A 21421-nucleotide genomic window follows, 5' to 3' on the forward strand; every position below is an offset into this window, starting at 1 on the left:
AACTATAACATCTGGAGGAATACAGTCGTAAACTTCAGGAAATCACTCCTGAGCCCAAAAGTTCGTCATCTCTATACCAGGCTACAAACTGACCCTCTGTAATAGCAGACTGTTTTTCTTCAAAATCGACATAAAGCCCACCCTCGATTTTGTATAAGGTAGCTTTTTGTAAGGGTTGGCGATAACGAATCCGGGCCATAACCTGCATTGTACCATCCACATCCAAAGCCAGGTCCGGACGTACCCAGTGGATTTCATCATCCTTAACGAACAAGGTTCTTCTGTACAATCCAGGATGCGATTTACCCTGCCCGGTATAGATAATGTTTTCTTCAACATCCGTTTCAATTACAAAAAGAGGTTCCTTGGTACCCCCAACATCCAATCCTTTGCGCTGTCCTTTGGTAAAGTAGTGTGCTCCTTGGTGCTCGCCTACTACCCTACCGTCCTTTAAGTTATAGCTTGGTTTTTCGGACATAAACTCCAATTCTTCTTCCTTTGTATCGAATTTCCGTTTTGAGCTAAGATATTGGGGAATGTTTGCCGGCACCTCTACAATAACACCTTTTTTAGGCTTCAATTTCTGTTGTAAAAAATCGGGCAATCGTACCTTACCTATAAAGCAAAGTCCTTGGGAGTCCTTCTTGTCTGCCGTAATCAAATCGTTCTCCGAAGCAATTTTACGGACCTCCGGCTTGGCCAACTCCCCTATAGGAAAGAGTGTTCTAGATAGTTGCTCTTGCGAAAGTTGACATAAAAAATAGGATTGGTCCTTATTGTTGTCTAGGCCGGCCAAAAGTCTATAGGTTTCGGTACCATCTTCATTTTTTTTAATGTCCTTTCTACAATAATGTCCTGTAGCTACATAATCGGCCCCCAATTGAAGCGCAATTTTAAGAAAAACATCGAATTTGATTTCCCGATTGCAAAGCACATCTGGATTGGGCGTACGTCCATTTTCATATTCGCGGAACATATAATCGACAATGCGTTCTTTATATTCGGTACTTAAATCTATAGTCTGAAACGGGATACCTAATTTTTCCGCCACAATAAGGGCATCGTTGCTGTCTTCCAACCAGGGACACTCTTCGGATATGGTCACGGAATCATCGTGCCAATTTTTCATAAAAAGCCCAATGACCTCATACCCTTGTTTCTTTAAAAGATAGGCTGCAACGCTGGAATCCACTCCTCCGGAAAGTCCGATTACTACTTTTTTCATCTCCCTTGGTATAGCTCGTAAAATTACAAAAATACCACGGCATAACAGGTAAAGTGCTACACTGAGGTATCTATTTATTTTTAATTTTGTTAAATTTTTAATAAAAAAAGATAAACAAAAGCAACCTTTTTAATTGTGAACCATCTTGTCTGTGGCAAAGCCACATATTCTTTTTTATATCCTATAAATCAATATACTAAAATCTTATTTCGTTTGTTAAACATTTAATAAAGGATAAATTTTGTTTAATCATTAATATATATTTGTTAAACATAAATTCCTAATAATCTATATCATGAAAAGAATCTTTAAAAATTTTACTTACTCAATTTTAACCATGGCTTTGCTCCTCGTAGCTTCCTGTTCCGATGATGATAATGGACCCACTACTCCTCCGGAGCAGCCCATGGATGAACTTAATATTGTAGAAACTGCCCAAGGAGAGGATTCCTTGAATAGCTTGGTCGCTGCCTTATTAAAAGCTGACGAAAGTTCTGCCAATGATCTGGTAGCAGCCCTTAGTGACGAGAATAGCACGTTTACCGTTTTAGCTCCAAGTAATGATGCCTTTACCGACCTCTTTGCCCGTTTGGATGGTTTCGATTCCTTGGATGATTTCAATAGCGAACAACTTCAAAATTTGTTGGCCACTATATTAACATATCATGTAGTTTCGGGTGCGGCAGTAGCCTCAACGGATTTGACGGCAGATCAATCGGTCACCACTCTTGAAGGTGGAACCTTGACCGTAAGTCTGGACGGTGGGGTTTTCTTTACGGATGCCGCTGGTGAAGCTGCCGAGGTTATCGGGGCAGATGTAATGACAGCCAATGGTATTGTACATATTATAGATAAAGTATTGTTGCCCCAAGCTGCGCTTGATGCGCTTTCCGATATCTTATTGGTCTCAATTACAGATTTGGCAATAGCCACCCCTAGCCTAAGTAATTTGGTAGCTGCCTTGCAAGCTGCCAATGGAGATTTACCTACAGTATTGGCAGGCGACGGGCCATTTACGGTTTTTGCCCCAACGGATGAAGCTTTTACCACCTTTTTGGAAGCGAACGACTTTGCTGATTTAGCTGCAGTACCTGTTGATGTTTTGACCCAAGTACTTTTGAACCACGTTGTCAGCGGAACCAATCTTTCCAATGATCTTAGCACGGGCTACATTTCCACTCTATCAACCGCCGGGGCGGGGGAAAACAATTTGAGTCTTTTTGTAAATGTAACGGATGTAGTTACCTTAAACGGGGTATCAGAAGTCAGCGCTCCGGATAATAAGGCAATCAATGGCGTTGTGCATATAGTGGATGCGGTAATTGGCCTTCCTAATATTGTGGACCATGCCGTGGCCAATCCCGACCTTTCCAGCTTGGTTGGATTATTGACTGCAGATGACGATACCACTTTTACTGATCTTCTCTCGGGCACCGACACGGATTTCACGGTTTTTGCGCCGGTCAATACTGCCTTTGATGGATTTACCAGTGAAAACGAAATTGACAATATATTGTCCAATCATGTGGTGGTAGGAACCGCAGCTCTTTCTGGAGGCTTGGAAACAGGATATGACATCACAACCGCTGCCACCAATGCGGATGGCGATAATTTAAACCTATACATTAATACGGATGATGGAGTAAGAATTAACGGAGTGAGTAGCGTAGCAGCAGCGGATATTGTTGCTACAAACGGAGTTATTCATGCGGTGGACGGCGTAATAGATATTCCAACGGTCGTAACTTTTGCAACCGCAAATCCCGATTTCTCAACCTTGGTCGGGGCATTGACCGAACTTACCCCAGACACGGATTTTGTAGAAATATTATCAAGAACATCCGGTGGAAACAGCGATGGGATAGATCCTTCTTTTACAATTTTCGCTCCCACCAATACCGCACTTGAGGCGCAGGATGCCATTCCCAATTTCTTTGAATTGGAAGCCGTACTGTTACATCACGTGGTGGCCGGAGCCAACATACGCTCGGAAGACCTTACGCCGGACGGGACTACCCCTGCAACTACTTTGGAAGGTGATGGCATTACGGTAACATTACCTGGAAGTGGGGAAAATATAGCCGATATTACCGATGGGGCAGGAAATACGGACATTGGCATTATTGCAGTGGACGTACAGGCAGGTAACGGTGTAATCCATGTAGTAAATAAGGTTTTGATACCGGATACCACTAACTAAATTATTATTATTACGTATTTATCGTACCTAAAGCACTAGTACAAAGGCCGCAATTTGCGGCCTTTGTCGTAAAATAGACTTGCGGAAAAAACACTTGTAAACTCTTAATTAGATTCGGATTTACTTTTCATTCAAAACAAAAGGCAGATATTTGAATCAATTTTTCAAAGATTTTCGCGTTTTGGTAGTTGGAAGTACAGGATATTAAAATTTTCATAAAATACGATGTTGACTTGTTATGACTACTAAAAATATTACGACTTTAACTTAAAATTAAAAATAATTGATTATGAAAAAGTATCTTATGTTATTCAAATTTTTGCCGTTGGCGGTCATTTTGGTAGCGGCAAGCTCCTGCAATTCGGACGACAATGATGGTCCGCCGCGGCCAGCGGAGAACATAGTAGATCTTGCCGAGGCCGAACCCAATTTAAGTATCTTGGTAGAGGCGCTACAGCGTACCAATCTCACTGACGAATTAGAGGCAAGTGGATCGTTTACCGTCCTAGCCCCAACCAACGCGGCTTTTAATACGTTTTTGGGACAAAACAACTACTCTTCCATACAGGACGTTCCTGTCGGCGCTCTTTCCCAAGTTTTATTGAACCATGTAATAGCAACGGAATTAAACTCAAGTGACTTAAACCTACTTCAACGAAATTATGCCGCAACTTTGGCCTCCGGTCCTACGGAAGGCTCCAATCTTTCCCTTTATTTTGATGCCACTGATGGTATAGAATTTAATGGTATTTCTCGTGTAGTAAATGGTGGGGGCGACATTTTGGCCTCCAATGGAACCATACACTTGGTAGATGGGGTAATCGATTTGCCTACGGTGGTTACTTTTATTAGTGAAGACTTCAATTTTGAGGAATTGACCACAGCAATAACCACGGCTACCCCGGGATCGGATATTGCCGCTTTTTTGTCAGAAGACGGGCCTTTCACCGTATTTGCACCTGTAGATCAAGCCTTTGATGAATTATTGGACTCAAATCCAGATTGGTCTTCGCTCTCCGATATCGACGAATCGCTTCTAACGGCCGTCCTCCAACACCATGTCGCACCAGGAAATAATAGGAGTAGTGGTCTTTCCGAAGGGTTGACCCTAACGACCTTTGAGGGCGATGATATTACAATTTCCTTACAGGTAAACGCTCCTTTTATAGCCGCAATCACGGACGGTGCGGGGAACGATGATGTTAACATTGGATTTGTGGATATCCAGGCAAGCAATGGAGTAATCCACCTTATTGACCAAGTTATGTTGCCAGATACCGAAAACTAAAAGATCTCTTTCAAAATTTTAAAAACCGCCCTTAGAGGCGGTTTTTTTATACCATAACCTCTTTGTACACAGATAGCAAGTCATATCGAATTTGTTAAACTTTTTATAAAATAAGTAAAACAAAAGCAACCTTTTTTAATTAGGAGTATCTTCTTTGTGTTTAAACAAAATAGATAAATGTCAAACATTATTCTTTCTTTTAAAGGTGAAATCGGTTTAAAACTCAACAAATTTTGACTTTAGTTTAAGTATTGATATAAATGATATTCTATTTTTTTTGTTCAACCCACAAATTTTTTTATTAAACAATTTTATTCCTAAAACACTTTATTATGAAAAAAATGATTCGATTTAAGAGTATGCTTGTACTCGCTCTGGCTTCAGTCTTCTCACTCTCATGTGACGACGACAATGAAGATGATAATCTAGTAGCCAAAAGTGATGCCATCAACATTGTTGAGACTGCTCAGGGCCAAGATGCTTTAAGCTCTTTGGTAGCAGCACTATCCAAAGCGGATGAAAAAGATGACATTGACTTAATCGGCACCTTAAGCGGTGAAGGTCCGTTTACTGTATTCGCCCCTACCAATGAAGCCTTCACCTCCTTGCTAGAAGCATTGGAAGGCTTTGATTCATTGGATGATTTTGATACCGATGAAGAGAGAGATATTTTAGCCACTATCCTTAGTTATCATGTAGTTTCTGGTGTAGCGGCCGAATCCTCAGGTCTATCAGATGGTCAAGCCATTACTACTGTACAAGGAGAGGACGTAACCGTAATGTTGGGCGATGACGTAAAAATTAAGGACAAGCAAGGTGAGGATGTTGATGCAGCGAAAGTTGTCATTCCCGATGTTGAGGCAAGCAATGGTATTGTTCATGTAATAGACAAAGTTTTGTTGCCTCAAGCAATAATTGATGCCTTGAATGGTGGCGAAATGGAAAATGAACTTGGTACTTTGGTAGATGTTGTGGTCGCTACAGAAGCGCTTTCCGTTTTGGAAGCAGCCGTCATCAAAGCCGGGTTGGCAGAGACTTTAAGCTCGGATGGCCCATTTACCGTATTGGCTCCTACAGATGATGCTTTTGTTGCCCTTTTAGGAATATTAGGTGATGATTACAATAGTCTTGATGATTTTGATGAGGAAGCCGAAATCGCTCTTTTAAAGGATATTCTACTATACCATGTTATAGCTGGTGCAGAAGTTAAGGAAGCTGATTTGGCCGAAGGCCCTGTAGAGACTGCCTTTACCGATAATAGTATTGAAATAATTGCTTCCGGAGATACTTTTGTTATAGGAGATGCTTCTGACGTAAATGCCAATATAACTGGTACGGATATTATGGCCTCCAACGGAGTGGCACATACTATTGATAAAGTTCTATTACCTCAATCGGCTATTGACTTTGTGACAGCCTTAAACATGAAAACCATTGTAGAATTGGCAGTGGCAACGGATGATTTAAGCTTATTGGTTGAAGCTCTCATCCAAGCGGATGCCGGTCTCGTAGAGACTTTAGGAGGTGCAGGGCCCTTTACTGTATTTGCTCCTACCAATGATGCGTTTGTTGCTTTGTTGGAGCTTTTGGGCGATGATTATCACAGCCTTGCCGATTTCGATACCGATGAAGAAAAAGCATTGTTGGTAAAAGTATTGACTTACCATGTAGTTGCCGGCACTAAAGCGCTTTCTACAGACCTTAGTGATGGACAAATGATAGAGACTTTCCAAGGTGAAAATGTCGGAATTTCAATAAGTGGTGGCATGGTACATATTGATGATGCTACCGAGGACAATGCCACTGTGGTCCTTCCAGATGTGGAAGGAAGCAATGGAGTTGTACACGTAATCAACAAGGTACTACTACCCCAAGAGGTTTTGGATATACTAAATCCACCTACACCTAATATCGTGCAATTGGCACAGTCTGTTGATGACTTGAGCCTATTGGTTGAAGCCTTAATTCAGGCCGATGCTGGTTTGGTGGATGTATTGAGCGGAGAAGGCCCCTTTACGGTATTTGCTCCTACAAATCAGGCTTTTGCAGACTTATTGGATGCTTTGGGTGATGACTATCATAGCTTGGCCGATTTTGACACCCAAGCAGAAAAGGATTTATTGGCGGCAGTTTTGACTTATCATGTGGTGTCTGGTGCAGCGGTAGAATCTTCTTCGCTTACCAACCATCAGGAAATTGGTACCGTCCAAGGCGAGTCCTTATTTGCCATTGTTCATGGACATGATATCGATATTCGTGATAAAACGGACGCGGATGCCAATGTAATAGGTCCGGATCAAATGGCCAGTAACGGCATTGTCCATCTTATTGACAAAGTATTGTTGCCCCAAGCCGTTCTAGATGCATTGAATCCTCCAAGCCATTAAGAAAGTTAGTTAGTTTTGATTGATGAATTGATTTGTTCAAGACTCCCGAGGAAAAAATCCTCGGGAGTTTTTCTTTATCATTTTAGGAATTCTTAAAACCCTAAACATCAATTTCAAACCGGTTAGCATACAAAAACGAACACTTTACAACTTCATTTTTTTTTGATGGAATTTACAGGTCATATTTGCTGTCCCAAATCTTACCAAACTAAACCTCTTTTTAAAGCCAAAAGGCCCGGACAAATTGTTCGGGCCTTTTGTTTTTTTATTTATTTAAGGTATTAGTCCTCCAAAAGGTCAATAACTTCATAACCATCTTCTACGGCCTCGTAAAGTGCATTATTTAGTTCATGAACAGAAACTCCTTCAAAATCAATTTCCTCGGCATCTTCGGGCAGTTCTTCTACCACAGCTCCCACTGGAGGATCTACTATTTCGTATTCGTCGTTCATCTTTTGATAGAATATCCCATCAGCATAGGCATATCGTGTACCGCGTACATGTAATGCAACCGCGGTGACCGGTAAAACCCGTAACCGGAAGCCCCTTGGTGGAAAGGCCCTTACATAGACTCCCCTTCTCGCTACAAAGAACATTCCCCTTACGGGATAATAGGAAACATTCCTAAAAATCACTGCCCTACTACCGGAGGGCAAACGTCTTAAGGTCCTGCGTCGCACCCTTCTATTGTGTCTTCGAACTTTACGCTTTGTCTTTTTGCTCACCCTTACCGTCTTTACTACGGGTCGCCTTACTTGTGCTTCAGCGTGATATCCGGAAAACAGGAATGCCATTAAAAAAATGACGATACCATATCTTAGATTTTTCATTTTTAAATTATTTGGATCGTTACAACTTAGATAACGTTTTAGGGATAAGGTTTAATATGTAAAAAAACAAATGGCATAAAAAAACCTTGAAAAAGCATTTTCAAGGTTTCTTAAATACTGAAAAGTTCTGAATTAACGCCTCCCTACTTTCTTTTGCTCTTCGGCTTGCTCCATCATTTCGCGCATCTTACGTTGGAATTTATTCTCTTTTTTGGGCTTCTTTTTATTTTCCTGTATTTGGGCATGAATTTTATCCTCATCCAGAATAAATCTTTTAATCACCAACATAATTCCTATGGTAATAAGATTAGAGACAAAATAATACAGGCTCAATCCACTGGCATAGTTGTTAAAGAAAATCAACATCATAAAAGGCATCAGGTACATGATGAACTTCATATTGGGCATCCCTGGTTGCTGTGGCAAATTTTGGCCCGTAGTCATCATCATATAGAAAAATATGGCTACTGAGGCCAGGATTGGAAACAGACTTACATGATTGCCATAGAATGTTGAGATTACCGGAATGTTGGTAGACCACTCAAAAATGGTATCATAGGACGAAAGGTCATCTGCCCAAAGAAATGGTTTTTGGCGCAAGGCGAAAGATGTTGGAAAGAACATAAACAGTGCATAGAAGATGGGCATCTGCAATAGGGCAGGAACGCAACCGCTCATAGGACTAACACCGGCCTTGTTGTACAACTTCATGGTTTCTTGTTGCTTCTTCATGGCGTTGTCCTTGTATTTTTCCCCTAACTCGGTAATTTCGGGCTTTAGCACCTTCATCTTGGCTTGTGAAAGATAGGATTTATAGGTAACCGGGGACATGGCCAAACGTACCAAAATGGTCATAACCACAATAGCAATCCCAAATGGCAAAAAGGAACTCAACAAAGAATAAAAAGGTGTAAAGATATATCGGTTGATCCAACCAAAGATTCCCCAACCAAAAGGGATGGAATCCGCCAGATCATACTCTTCATAATTATCCAATACAGCAACATCCGTTGGGCCATAATACCAATCCATATCCAAGGACAACTCCCCTCCGCTCAGTTCAACAGGTATTACCGAACTATATGCTTTCGTAAATGCAGCAGTCTTACTTTCTTCCTCTACCAAGTTCTTGGAAGATAAATTGGCTTCTTTAAAATTATTCTTGGTAGCTAGTATAGAACTGAAAAAATGCTGGCGATAAGATATCCATTTTACATCTTCCTCGGTCTCCTCATCGTCACTCCCTTCGGAGAGCTTGCTTATCTTTGCATCCTCATGACGATAGGTTAGCCTGGTATATCTATTTTCATACTTAATACTTTTGGAATGTCTAATACCCTTTAGGTTCCATTCTAAATTTACAGGTTGACCGGCATTTATTATCCCATTGAGACCTTGGGAACGTATAGTAAACCCAACTAAATAATCATCGGGTTTCACTTCATAGCGATATTCCAAAAACTGGTTCGGGGATACCTTGGCCTTCATGGAAAGTACCGTATTATCCCCATTCTGGGATAATGACGGCTCAAAATACAGATCTTGGCTATTCAACACCCTATTGTCCGAAGTAGAAAAAGTTAATCCAAAAGACGCATTACCATCCTTTATTAAATAAACCGGCACAGAGTCATAAGTATGGAACTGCTTCATTCTGGCCTCTATAATTTGCCCTCCCCGGTTGCTTATTTCCAAGGAAACCAAATCGTTTTCCAATAGGGTGGTGGCATCCGATGCGGCCGTATATCCAAAAGCACCGATTGTATTTTTATAGTTGGCCACGGCCAAGGAGTCTTGAAGGTTAATGGTTGGTACGGCCTGCGCATTTTTTTCGGGAACATCCTCCTTTTCCGACGCAGCGGCCTCAACCTGTTCCTGTTTGGCTTTTTCCGCTTCCAATTCTTCAGGAGTAGGCCTATTCTGATAAAACATATAAATGAGTATGCCAAAAATGAGCACAAAGCCTATTATAGAATTGATGTCTATTTTCTTTTCTTCCATCTAAAATTTGATTTGGCGACCCACTGGTTATTTAGAACTGGAGGCCTATCTCGTTTGTTAGGGTCTGCAAATATATGTCCAAATCCGGAGTTTATGCCAAACTGGCATTGGTTTGTCTTTTTTTATGCGTTAACGCGGCCTTTACAAAGCCCACAAAAAGTGGGTGTGGGTTGGCAACCGTACTTTTATATTCAGGGTGATACTGTACACCTATGAACCAAGGATGATCGGCCAATTCCACAATTTCCACCAATCCCGTTTCTGCATTAATCCCAGAAGCAACAAGGCCGGCATCCTCTAGTTGTTCCTTATAACTGTTGTTGAACTCATAACGGTGACGATGTCTTTCGGAGATTTCGGTAGCTCCTTGGTAAATTTGCTCAACTAAACTACCCTCAAAGAGTGTACAGTCCCAGGCTCCCAATCTCATGGTACCTCCTTTGTTTACAATGGTCTTCTGCTCCTCCATTAAATTAATTACCGGGTGAGTCGTGTATTCATCCATTTCCGTGGAATTGGCATTGGTAAGTCCTAAAACATTTCGGGCGTATTCGATTACGGCCATTTGCATTCCCAAGCAAATTCCCAAAAATGGAATACTATTTTCCCGAGCATACTGCACGGCCTTGATTTTGCCTTCAATTCCACGCTCACCAAAGCCCGGGGCCACAAGCAGGCCATGGAGGCCACGTAATTCTTTTTCCAGATTTTTTTCCGACAGGTATTCCGAGTGAATGGATCTTACATTAACCCGCACCTCATTGGTGGCTCCCGCATGGATAAAGGACTCCAATATGGATTTGTAGGAATCCTGCAACTCTACGTATTTCCCAATAAGTCCTACCGTTATTTCATTTTGGGGGTTCTTGTGTCGTTCCAAAAACTCTCTCCATTGCCTCAAATCCGGTGCAGTACTATCCGTCAGGGCCAATTTTTGAAGAGCTACGGTATCCAAACCTTCCTCATGCATCAAGATTGGCACATCATAAATAGTGGAGGCGTCTATGGATTGAATTACCGCCTCACGCTTTACATTACAAAATAAAGCCAGTTTATCCTTTATTTCATCGGAAATTTCATGTTCCGTCCTACAAACCAGAATATCCGCCTTAATCCCACTTTCCATCAATGTCTTTACGGAATGTTGGGTAGGCTTCGTCTTTAGTTCTCCGGCAGCAGAAAGATAAGGCACCAGGGTAAGATGGATTACAATACCGTTATTGTCCCCTAACTCCCATAAGAGCTGTCTTACCGCTTCAATGTAGGGAAGGGATTCTATATCCCCAACAGTACCCCCTATTTCAGTAATGACGATGTCATATTCGCCACTTTTCCCAAGAATTTGTATGCGTTCCTTTATTTCATTGGTAATATGGGGCACTACTTGGACGGTCTTTCCCAAAAATTCGCCCCTACGTTCTTTTTCTATGACACTTTGATAGATCCTTCCTGTAGTTACGTTATTTGCCTGTGAGGTTCGTACGTTCAAAAAACGTTCATAATGCCCAAGATCCAAATCGGTTTCAGCTCCATCATCGGTCACATAGCACTCACCATGTTCATAAGGATTCAAAGTTCCCGGATCTACATTAATATAAGGGTCAAGTTTTTGAATTGTGGTTTTATAACCGCGGGCTTGAAGCAATTTGGCCAATGAAGCCGCAATAATACCTTTTCCAAGTGATGAAGTTACTCCCCCCGTAACGAAGATGTATTTGGTATTGGACATGATGCATTCGTGATTACGGGATTCAAAGATACGAATTGCCCAAGGAAATTACAGGGAATCCTTGGGAAAATCTTTTTGAACCTTACGGATCAACGGTTCTAGACCATTGATTTTTATTTCCAAAGTGGCTTGCAACAAATTGCCTAGTTTTCCTTTTGGGAAACCGTTGCGCTTAAACCAAGCCAAATAGGGCTCGGGCAAATCGATCAAAAAGCTATCCTTATACTTTCCAAACGGCATTTTATAATGTGCCAGTTCCTTTAATTTTTCGCCTTCTGGAAATACGTCCATGGATAAATTTAATTGTTCTATCTTTAAAACGGAACAAAAAAGAAAATTCATCATGAAACGAAGAGCATTTATCGGAACCTCGGCGGTGGCATCCGTTGGAATGTTGGCCGGCAAAACAGGAAATGCCATGAAGCCCATAACACAAAAACCTCTAGAACTAAAGAAAAATATAAACCACAGCGCATGTTATTGGTGTTATAACTCCATTCCCCTGGAAACGTTTCTACAAGACTTAAAAGGTTTGGGCGTAAAGGCCATAGACCTTGTTGGCCCAGAAGATTGGCCCCTTCTGAAAAAACATGATATTCATGCATCCATGTGCTGGGGCGCTGGGATGGGAATAGAAAAAGGCTGGAACGATCCGCAATACCATAAGGAACTTATAGCGGATTATCTACAAATAATCCCCAAGGTGGCCGAAGCAGGGTATACCAACCTTATCTGTTTTAGCGGAAACCGAAATGGAATGGATGATGGTGTTGGGCTAAAAAACTGTGTTGCAGGACTCAAAAAAATAATGCCTTCGGCAGAAAAACACGGAGTGGTCATTCAAATGGAATTGCTGAACTCAAAGGTAGACCATAAGGATTACATGTGCGACCATACGGAGTGGGGCGCCGAATTATGCAAGCAGTTGGGATCCGAAAATTTTAAGCTCCTGTACGATATATACCACATGCAAATCATGGAAGGGGATATTATACGTAATATTCAAGATTATCATCAATACATTGGGCATTATCATACCGGAGGAAATCCGGGACGGCACGAAATTGATGAAACCCAGGAGCTGTATTACCCGGCCATTATGAAGGCGATTTTAAAAACCGGTTATAAAGGCCATGTTGCCCAAGAGTTCGTTCCTTCCTGGGAAGACAAAATAGCCGCCTTAAAACAGGGAGTCACCATTTGTGACGTATAAATTTCTGGATTCCGCTATAATATAATAGCTATGAAATATCTTATTTCAAGGGTTGTAATTCCGTAGCGGAAAGCGCCTCACTAATTTTTTTGTTCCAAATTAGCTGTTGCTCAATATTTCTGGAAAAATTGGTCTGGTGGTCGTATTTGTTTTGAAATGCTGTGAGACTCTTTAGAGTTTCCCTATAAATTTTCCTTACCTCAGCCTTTACATTTCGAGTAAATGAAGTTTCATTTAATCTTCTCCGCATCTTTCTTGCGAACAACTCGGAGATATCAAAGTGTAATTGCTCATGGCTTAACACTACAGAATCGCACATTTCCGGGCGATACCAGGATTTTTGTGGATAAAAGTCGGTATGTACCTTGAAATTTACCTTCAAATTGTTGAGGGTTCCAGATGTGGAGAACTCGTAACTAATTCCACTGGCCGTAGTAGCAGCGGCCCATTCTGTTTTTAAAGGCTTGCCCTTAAAATCCTCCCAAGTCAATTTTCTATCCGCACTCCAAGGAATGGTTTCCTCCTCTTGGCAAAAAACAGTGCTTAGGCCAAGTAATAAAAATGAAAAAGAAAATAGCCTTAAAGTACCCAATGAAAATCAATTTCTTTTTTAATGTCGGCGTGCAAACTATAAAGGACCGGACAAGTTCTGGCCGTATTTTCCAATATTTTACGATTTTTCCCGGATACATGGGAGGGTAGGTCTAACTTGACTTCAATCTTTGAAATCCGTCTGGGATCGGAGGCCATATGCTTGGTAATTTCCGCGGATGAATCGGTCAAGTCCACTTCCAACCTATTGGCCTTTATTCCCATTACAGTAAGCATACAACTCGCCAAGGCCGTAGCAACGGTATCCGTGGGAGAAAAGGCTTTTCCCTTACCGTTGTTGTCCAAAGGGGCATCAGTAATAAAAGTATTGCCTGAACGGACATGCTCGCATTCGGTACGCAACTCACCAGTATAAATCACTTTTGATGTCATGGGTTTTCTTTTACTTCCTTGATGCGCAAATTATCATACGTCATAATATATGAAGCTTGGTTGAAGTAGCCCGTGGCAAAATCCTTCTCATAATCAAATGTGTTTCCGGTATATTCGGTCTTTCCAATAAGTTTGGAAGCTTCCATTAAATTGTTCTTATAGGCCAATTTTAAAAGCAGGTCGTACGTAATATCAAAACCGCGCACGGCATATCGATCCGGGGTATCCCCAAAACGTTTTCGATATCGCTTAACGAATTTATCATTAGCCACTTCCCGATACACTGAAGGATAGGTGAATCTTAAGTTGGATAAATGTGAGCTGGAAATAACATCGTTATCAAATGCTCTATTCTTATTGGTTGTAAACATTCTCACTTTTAGTTTTTCCGTACTATTTTCAACATCCAATAAAGCGCCATTGAAGGAATTTAAAATAGATACTACACTGGAAATCAACTTAAAATTACCCGTTTCCACAAAAACCCAATTTTCGACCTCCTCGGACAGCATGGTAGCCAGTTTTTCCCGATTTATGCCTATGTTTTTTTCCTCTTCTTTGACTTCCAAGACCTTTGCCATAGGAAATTTAGCCAAAATGGAATCTTTTACTGCCCCGTTCTTTTGATCGGCGATAACCACAACATTCTGGCCCGTAAGACTGTCCGTAACATATTGAAGCATACGCTTTCTCAAAATATCATCGGAAGTGTATGAAAAAAACACATTGTTTAAACTTATATCACTTTTAACCGGGACGGGGGCAATTACAGGTATACCGTGAACGGAGGTACGTACGGCCACTTCTTTTAAGGATTGTTCGTCCAAGGGACCTAAAACGGCATCAACATCCAGCAGGTTCTCCCGAAAAAGCACTTCTTTGGTTCTGTTGAGGCTTAATTGATTGTCATACGTTCTTACATACACCGAAATCCCGAGTTCAGCTATGGAATCCAAAGCTACAAGTGCCCCGGAATAAAGCCCTAGGCTGTATTTAATATCATTACGATTTTCAATGTTGTTCTCTACACTTTCCTTGTCCCTTAGATTTAAGCGATCCAGACGAAACGGCAAAAGAAACAATAGTTTAGGTCTATTGGCCGGGTCAATGCTATCCAAAAGGTTAATCTTATCCAATACCAGTGCGTTTCTAACTTCAAAATCACCTTTCTGGTCCATAGGAAGTTTAAGTACCATCCCTGCCTTGAGGCCTTCCTTAAGGTCCGGATTTAAAAGCAGTAGGTCTTCATATGAAATTCCCAACTTCCGGGTCAGGGAAAAAACGGTCTGCTTTGGCTTTACCTCATAGAAAATATAGTTCTCCGTGTTAATGGCATCTGGGTCTAACTTTTTTTCGGGAAGGCGTATGATCATCCCTTCCTTTAATCCTCCACGTTCGGCAATTTCCGGATTCAACCGTACAATTTCATCGGACTTCACTCCAAATTCCTTTTCCAAACGATAAAAATTCATTTTTGGAGGTACCGTATATGAGATATATAATTGCGTTTCTTGATTTTCAACCGTACTACCCGGCATTTTGGGCAAACGGAGCTCCTGTCCTTCCCTTAAGTAATCCGTAATCTTGGAAAGATCGGGGTTGAGCACCAACATGCTATCGATGGTAATCCCATATTTGTGGGCAATACTCCAACGGGTTTCCTTGGGGGTTACGGTGTAAATCTCGAAATCGGCTTCCAAAATGGAATCTCGCTCCGTTCTTCCCCTTTGCTCCGGATACTTTGGGATTCTTAGAATCATTTTTTTCCGCAACTGGCTCGAATATAGTTCCCTATTGTATCGTTTTATATCTTCCTCGGTAATATTGTACCGCTTCGCAATACCATATAAGGTTTCCTTTTTTCGCACCTTATGTCGCCCAAATCCTGATGGTTCTATTTGTTCTTGGGGTTCTTCCTCGGGAAACAATTTTTTCTTGCCGGCGGCTGGTGCGGATGCATCTTGGCCTGCCGCCAAACCTGATGGAATTACCAAAATAGTATTGGGGGACAACTCATCATTCTGTTTTAGCTCCTTGTTGAACTTAAGAATGTTGTAGGGGGTAACTCGATATTGCTTGGCAATACTCTCCAAGGTCTCGCCCTCCTTCACGGCGTGGGTTACAAATTGTTGTGCGAAAGCTATATGGCCCATAAAGACCAATAGTAAAACCAGGATAGTGTTCTTAAAAAATCGGTTCATTCTATTCCCATTCTATGGTTGCCGGGGGCTTGGAACTAATATCATATACTACTCTATTAACGCCAGGAACCTTATTTATTATTTCATTGGAGGTTTTTTGCAAAAATTCATAGGGCAGATTAACCCAATCCGCGGTCATACCGTCGGTACTTTCTACAGCCCGTAAAGCTACACATTTTTCATATGTACGTTCATCTCCCATAACCCCTACACTATTTACGGGTAAAAGCATGGCTCCGGCCTGCCAAACCTTGTCATAAAGACCCCATTCCCGTAATCCATCGATAAAAATGGCATCAACTTCCTGTAAAATGGCCACTTTTTCACGGGTAATGTCTCCCAAAATTCGAATGGCCAATCCCGGTCCAGGAAAAGGATGCCTTCCCAAACGTTCATCCGCAATTCCCAGACTGGCCCCTACCCTGCGTACTTCATCTTTAAACAACATCTTCAAGGGTTCTACGACTTTCAATTTCATAAAATCCGGTAATCCACCCACATTATGATGACTTTTTATGGTTGCCGACGGGCCTCCAGTGGCCGAAACGGATTCGATGACGTCCGGGTAAATTGTTCCTTGTCCTAACCACTGTGCGTCTTCTACCAAATGCGACTCATCATCAAATACTTCGATAAATACCCTACCGATAATCTTTCGCTTTCGCTCAGGGTCATCCTCCCCTGCCAAGGCATCCAAAAAGCGTGCCGAAGCGTCTACACCCTTTACATTTAGACCCATGCCCTTATATTGTTCAAGGACGTCGGTAAACTCATTTTTACGTAAGAGTCCGTTATTCACAAAAATGCAGTGCAAGTTTTCACCTATAGCTTTATGTAACAAAACGGCGGCTACTGTAGAATCCACACCTCCGGACAGGCCAAGGATAACTTTCTCGTTCCCTATTTTTTCCCGAAGCTCGTTCACTGTAGTTTCTGCAAAAGCATCCGGGGTCCAGGTCTGCTTGAGCCCGGCTATATGAACCAAAAAATTCTCCAAAACTTGCTTCCCTTGGATCGTGTGATATACCTCTGGATGAAATTGGATACCAAAGGTTTGCTCTCCTTCTATCCGATACGCTGCATTTTCAACATCCCTGGTGCTGGCAAGGCGAATAGCAGATGAAGGTAATTCCTTAATGGTATCGCTATGACTCATCCAAACCTGGGAGCTTTCCGATATCTCGTAAAAAAAAGGCTCATCGTTTTTAATCGTAGTCAGGCGGGCCCGGCCATATTCCCTAGTATTGGAGGGTGCCACATTCCCACCATGAAAATGGGCCAAATATTGGGCTCCATAGCAAATGGCCAAAATGGGTTTTTTTCCCTTTATTTTGGATAGATCGGGATGCGGAGCATCTTCGGCCCTTACCGAAAAGGGCGATCCGGAAAGGATAACCGCTCCATATTCGGAAAGGTCATCGGGAAGTTTATTGTAGGGTTTAATTTCACAGAAAATATTCAACTCTCGTACGCGTCTTGCAATCAATTGGGTATACTGGGAGCCAAAGTCAAGGATAAGGACGTTGTTTTGCATGGGCAAAAATAAGAATTTGCCCTATTTGGAAAAGTATCTTTTCGGTATATTTATCAAATACTTTACACAACACCATTATGAAACATATTACTGCAATTATCTTTGGTATTGCCATAGTCCTTGCCGCCTTTTTTTTGGGCAATGCCTATGTAGAGCGGGCAAATCCGCCGCAAGTCATTTCCGTAACGGGCCTGGGCAATGAAAATTTTACTTCGGACCTTATTGTTTGGGAAGGTCGCTTTTCCTCTTTCAATACGGTGCTCACCTCAGCTTTTGAGCAACTGAACAAGCAAAAGGAAATCGTAAAAGAGTATTTGACATCCAAGGGAATCAATGCTGACAATATCATATTTAACTCGGTACAGACTATTGAGCAACGGGACAACAAATATGAAAATGGCAATTTTGTCGGTAGTACATTTAGAGGCTATGAACTGATTCAATCCGTACAGATCGAGTCGACCGATGTATCCATGATAGAGGAAGTTTCCCGAGAAATCACCGAACTTTTAAACAAAGGCGTTCAATTCAATTCTTCGCCACCGCGATACTATTATACCAAACTGGCCGATTTAAAGATAGAAATGATTTCAAAAGCCACCGAGGATGCGCGAATCCGCGCTGAGAAAATCGCCGAAAACGCAGGAGGGCGTTTGGGTGATCTGATTTCAGCCCGTATGGGTGTTTTTCAAATAACCGGGCAGAACTCCGGGGAAGATTACAGTTGGGGCGGGGCCTACAATACTTCCTCCAAAAATAAGACCGCCTCCATTACAATGCGACTGGAATACAATGTGGATTAAATTAGATTAAACAACTAACTCAAACTTATAATTATGAAGACTAAAACGGCATTCCTATGCATGCTTTTTTGTTTTGCCCTAAAAGCTCAAGAAAACGGCTGGATCATTTCCTCTGGAAAAGTAGAAAAATATACGGGAATCGTTACTGCCAACGGTCGAATCGGAATTCTGCCAGAGGATAAGCCTTTTCAAACCAAATCCATTATTTTAAACAATGTCTACGACAAGGAATCACCCTTAGGGGTTAGCAAAATCCTACTGGGAATGAACTTTGCCAATTTAGATTTGGAGATAGATGGCGAAAAGATAACAGAGGGAAACATAAGCGATTTTGAGCAGGTTCTGGATATGAAAACAGCTGCTTTTACTACCTCCTTTAACTTTAAGGACAAAGCTAAGGTTACTTATACTATTTATGCACTTAGAAATGTTCAATACTCTGGTTATGTGGATATTAAATTAATTCCTACAAAATCAATTTCCGTTAAGGCAACTGGTAAGATCAGCACTCCTGAAGAGTACTTGGAACCTCTTAGCACATTCCGGGTGTTACAAGATTTGGAGACCACCATGCCCATTCTTCAAACCGTGGCCAAGAGCAGATTGGGAAAACACACCGTGGGTACATCAGCCACTTTTATTTGGCATGCCATTAACTCCACCCGGGAGCATCAAAGACCCCAATTGGTACACGAAAAAGTATCGGAATATGATAACCGACTCTCTTTTGAAAAAGAACTCAAAAAGGGAGAAGAGTTTGAATTTGCCTGGACCGGAGCTGAATGTAGCACACAAGATTTTGAAGACCCCCAAACGGAATCGGAACGCTTTGTTATTTTCAATCTCCTTACCCCAAGGGAAGATCTTTTGGATCAACACAAAAAATTATGGGCCGATTTATGGGAAGGGGACATTATTATTGAAGGGAATCTCCAAGATCAATTGGATGTGCGTTTGGCACTCTACCACCTTTACGCTTTTTCCCGAGGGGATTCCGATTTAAGCATTGCACCTATGGGACTTTCCTCGCAAAACTACAACGGCCATATTTTTTGGGATACCGAGTTGTGGATGTTCCCTCCCCTGCTAATGCTCAATCAGGAAATTGCCCGTTCCTTGGTGAATTATCGATCGGACAGACTGGGCAAGGCTAAGGAAAAGGCTATCAATTTTGGATACAAAGGAGCGATGTTCCCGTGGGAAAGCGACGATACTGGTGAGGAAGCGACCCCCGCATGGGCATTGACGGGCACCTTTGAGCATCACATCACAGCAGATGTGTCCATTGCCTTTTGGAATTACTATAGGGTTACCAAAAATCTGGATTGGCTAAAGAAAAAAGGATATCCGTTAATGAAAGAGGTAGCCGATTATTGGGTAAGTAGGGCCACTAAAAATGAGGATGGTAGCTATAGCATCAAAAATGTGGTAGGTGCCAATGAGTTTGCTCCAAACGTCGACGATAATGCCTTTACCAATGGATCTGCCATTACCGCTTTGGAATTTGCCACACTGGCAGCGAACAAAGTTGGGGAAAAACCCAATCCGGAATGGGTAGAAGTAGCTTCAAAAATAAGGATATTGAAATTTCCGGATGGCACCACAAAGGAACATGCCACCTATGACGGCGAACGCATAAAACAGGCCGATGTAAATCTATTGACCTACCCATTAGATGTGGTTAATGATGAAGCAACCGTTTTGAAAGATTTAAAATACTATGAACCCAAATTGGCGGAGGAAGGTCCTGCTATGGGGCAATCAGTCTTTGCGGTCATTTATGCCCGCCTGGGCAATGCCAAGGAGGCGTACCGGCTTTTTAGACGTAGTTATGAACCCAACAAACGCCCACCCTTTGGTGCCTTGGCAGAGGCGGCCACCAGCGATAACCCTTATTTTGCCACCGGTGCCGGAGGGATGCTACAGGTAGTCCTTTTCGGTTTTGGGGGATTGGATATTACGGACGAAGGCATCGTACAAAATAACCCCATCCTACCCAAGGAATGGAAATCGCTTACTCTAAAAGGAGTAGGACCCGGAAGGAAAACTTATAAAGTCGAATAGTATTCTTAACAGTTTTCTGTTGGGACTTTGATATGAAAACTCCAGGGTTCAAAAGCTAGGTTAACTTATGATGGTTTATAGAAAAACCCCACCCGATAATTATCGGCGGGGTTTTCAATTTATATATAGTGGGGCATATTATACAGGTTCAGGCTAAAAGAAAAAGCCTCGACCCTACATCGAGGCTTTTGTCAAAATCAAAAAACCAACCTAAACACATGAACTTATTTAACTAACTCAAATTAAAATTTGATATCTTAAGAAAACCTCATCCCGAATATGTGGGATGAATCGGGATGAAGTTTATCAATCTCAACTCATAGCAATTTGTATATGAAACAACCCATCCCTAAAATACCCTACCTATTTTTTTAATTTTTTTTATCTTTAAGTATAAGGTGCTGAAAATGAATACTATTCTCTGGAAAGAAATAACAAAAGAACTTAGAAATGGAGCCACCGAGAAAGCGCATCCCTTCCGGTATTGCACTATGGCGACTGTAGGATTGGAACGTATGCCCCGCCTTAGAACGGTGGTGCTTAGAAAGGTATCCAGGAATTTAAATATTTCTATCTACACGGATCAGCGTTCCAAAAAAATCTTGCACATCAAGGAGAACAATAGGGTAAGTCTTCTTTTTTATCATCCTAAAAAATTGGTTCAAATCAAAATTGAAGGATTGGCCGATATTCATACCAAAGGGGAAATTCTTGAAAAGTACTGGAAAGAAGTACAGCCCGGTAGTAGAAAAGACTATACCACTTCGGTAGCACCTGGAAGTGATATTTCAAATCCGGATGCCGTGGAATACCTTGAGGACAAAAATTATTTTTGTATTGTGGAAATAGAACCCTTTAAAATTGAATACCTAAAACTGCAACGACCCAATCACTTGCGTATTAAATTTTCCAAGATAAACGATTCATGGAAAAGCGACTTTTTGGTTCCCTAGGCCCAGTTG

General features: G+C 41.7%; 16 protein-coding genes. 7 read left to right on the forward strand and 9 right to left on the reverse strand.

Going from position 1 to position 21421, the window contains the following annotated elements:
• Positions 1-34: 34 nt before the first annotated feature.
• Positions 35-1225: a tRNA 2-thiouridine(34) synthase MnmA gene (mnmA, locus tag ACP2AF_RS19735; RefSeq protein WP_425237861.1), complete on the reverse strand. Its 1191-nt coding sequence runs from the start codon at positions 1223-1225 to the stop codon at positions 35-37.
• Between the two features lie 295 nt (positions 1226-1520).
• Here mnmA and ACP2AF_RS19740 point away from each other — a divergent pair, with 295 nt between their 5' ends.
• From ACP2AF_RS19740 to ACP2AF_RS19750, 3 genes are all read left to right on the forward strand, one after another.
• Positions 1521-3425: a fasciclin domain-containing protein gene (locus ACP2AF_RS19740; RefSeq protein ID WP_425237862.1), complete on the forward strand. Its 1905-nt coding sequence runs from the start codon at positions 1521-1523 to the stop codon at positions 3423-3425.
• Positions 3426-3714: 289 nt separating this feature from the next.
• A complete protein-coding gene (locus ACP2AF_RS19745) occupies positions 3715-4713 on the forward strand; it encodes a fasciclin domain-containing protein (protein WP_425237863.1) in 999 nt (332 codons plus the stop codon).
• Positions 4714-5045: 332 nt separating this feature from the next.
• Positions 5046-7100, forward strand: coding sequence for a fasciclin domain-containing protein (locus ACP2AF_RS19750; RefSeq protein ID WP_425237864.1), 2055 nt, complete (start codon positions 5046-5048; stop codon positions 7098-7100).
• 281 nt (positions 7101-7381) lie between these two features.
• Here the strand turns inward: ACP2AF_RS19750 and ACP2AF_RS19755 are convergent, their stop codons facing one another.
• The 4 genes from ACP2AF_RS19755 to ACP2AF_RS19770 form a co-directional block, all read right to left on the reverse strand.
• Positions 7382-7930: a DUF6515 family protein gene (locus ACP2AF_RS19755; protein ID WP_425237865.1), complete on the reverse strand. Its 549-nt coding sequence runs from the start codon at positions 7928-7930 to the stop codon at positions 7382-7384.
• Between the two features lie 132 nt (positions 7931-8062).
• On the reverse strand, positions 8063-9931 hold the full coding sequence (gene yidC / locus ACP2AF_RS19760; RefSeq protein ID WP_425237866.1) for a membrane protein insertase YidC: 1869 nt from the start codon (positions 9929-9931) through the stop codon (positions 8063-8065).
• A 91-nt stretch (positions 9932-10022) separates the two neighbouring features.
• The gene (locus ACP2AF_RS19765; RefSeq protein ID WP_425237867.1) at positions 10023-11660 is read right to left on the reverse strand and encodes a CTP synthase; all 1638 of its coding nucleotides are present in this window, start codon (positions 11658-11660) and stop codon (positions 10023-10025) included.
• 48 nt (positions 11661-11708) lie between these two features.
• Entirely contained in the window at positions 11709-11951 is a 243-nt protein-coding gene (locus ACP2AF_RS19770) for a DUF3820 family protein (RefSeq protein WP_425237868.1), read from the reverse strand.
• Positions 11952-12003: 52 nt separating this feature from the next.
• Between ACP2AF_RS19770 and ACP2AF_RS19775 the strand changes: the two genes are divergently transcribed.
• Positions 12004-12873 carry a hydroxypyruvate isomerase family protein gene (locus ACP2AF_RS19775; RefSeq protein WP_425237869.1) on the forward strand — a complete coding sequence of 290 codons (870 nt, stop codon included), beginning with the start codon at positions 12004-12006 and terminating at the stop codon, positions 12871-12873.
• 40 nt (positions 12874-12913) lie between these two features.
• Here ACP2AF_RS19775 and ACP2AF_RS19780 read toward each other — a convergent pair whose 3' ends face one another.
• From ACP2AF_RS19780 to guaA, 4 genes are read right to left on the reverse strand one after another with little or no spacing between them, the layout of a single operon-like run.
• Entirely contained in the window at positions 12914-13465 is a 552-nt protein-coding gene (locus tag ACP2AF_RS19780; RefSeq protein ID WP_425237870.1) for a DUF922 domain-containing protein, read from the reverse strand.
• Entirely contained in the window at positions 13453-13857 is a 405-nt protein-coding gene (locus ACP2AF_RS19785) for an OsmC family protein (protein WP_425237871.1), read from the reverse strand. The genes ACP2AF_RS19780 and ACP2AF_RS19785 overlap by 13 nt, the downstream gene beginning before the upstream one ends.
• Positions 13854-16058 carry a LysM peptidoglycan-binding domain-containing protein gene (locus tag ACP2AF_RS19790; protein WP_425237872.1) on the reverse strand — a complete coding sequence of 735 codons (2205 nt, stop codon included), beginning with the start codon at positions 16056-16058 and terminating at the stop codon, positions 13854-13856. Before ACP2AF_RS19790 ends, ACP2AF_RS19785 begins: the two co-directional genes overlap by 4 nt.
• A 1-nt stretch (position 16059) precedes the next feature.
• Entirely contained in the window at positions 16060-17592 is a 1533-nt protein-coding gene (guaA, locus tag ACP2AF_RS19795; protein ID WP_425237873.1) for a glutamine-hydrolyzing GMP synthase, read from the reverse strand.
• A 77-nt stretch (positions 17593-17669) separates the two neighbouring features.
• Between guaA and ACP2AF_RS19800 the strand changes: the two genes are divergently transcribed.
• The 3 genes from ACP2AF_RS19800 (at position 17670) to ACP2AF_RS19810 (ending at position 21412) form a co-directional block, all read left to right on the forward strand.
• Positions 17670-18395, forward strand: coding sequence for an SIMPL domain-containing protein (locus ACP2AF_RS19800; RefSeq protein ID WP_425237874.1), 726 nt, complete (start codon positions 17670-17672; stop codon positions 18393-18395).
• A gap of 33 nt (positions 18396-18428) precedes the next feature.
• Entirely contained in the window at positions 18429-20459 is a 2031-nt protein-coding gene (locus tag ACP2AF_RS19805) for a glycosyl hydrolase family 95 catalytic domain-containing protein (protein ID WP_425237875.1), read from the forward strand.
• A gap of 407 nt (positions 20460-20866) precedes the next feature.
• Positions 20867-21412 (forward strand): pyridoxamine 5'-phosphate oxidase family protein, encoded by a 546-nt coding sequence (locus ACP2AF_RS19810; RefSeq protein WP_425237876.1) that lies wholly within the window; start codon positions 20867-20869, stop codon positions 21410-21412.
• Positions 21413-21421: the final 9 nt, after the last annotated feature.

It is taken from the genome of Ulvibacterium sp. (assembly GCF_965248315.1).
Taxonomy (GTDB): domain Bacteria; phylum Bacteroidota; class Bacteroidia; order Flavobacteriales; family Flavobacteriaceae; genus Ulvibacterium.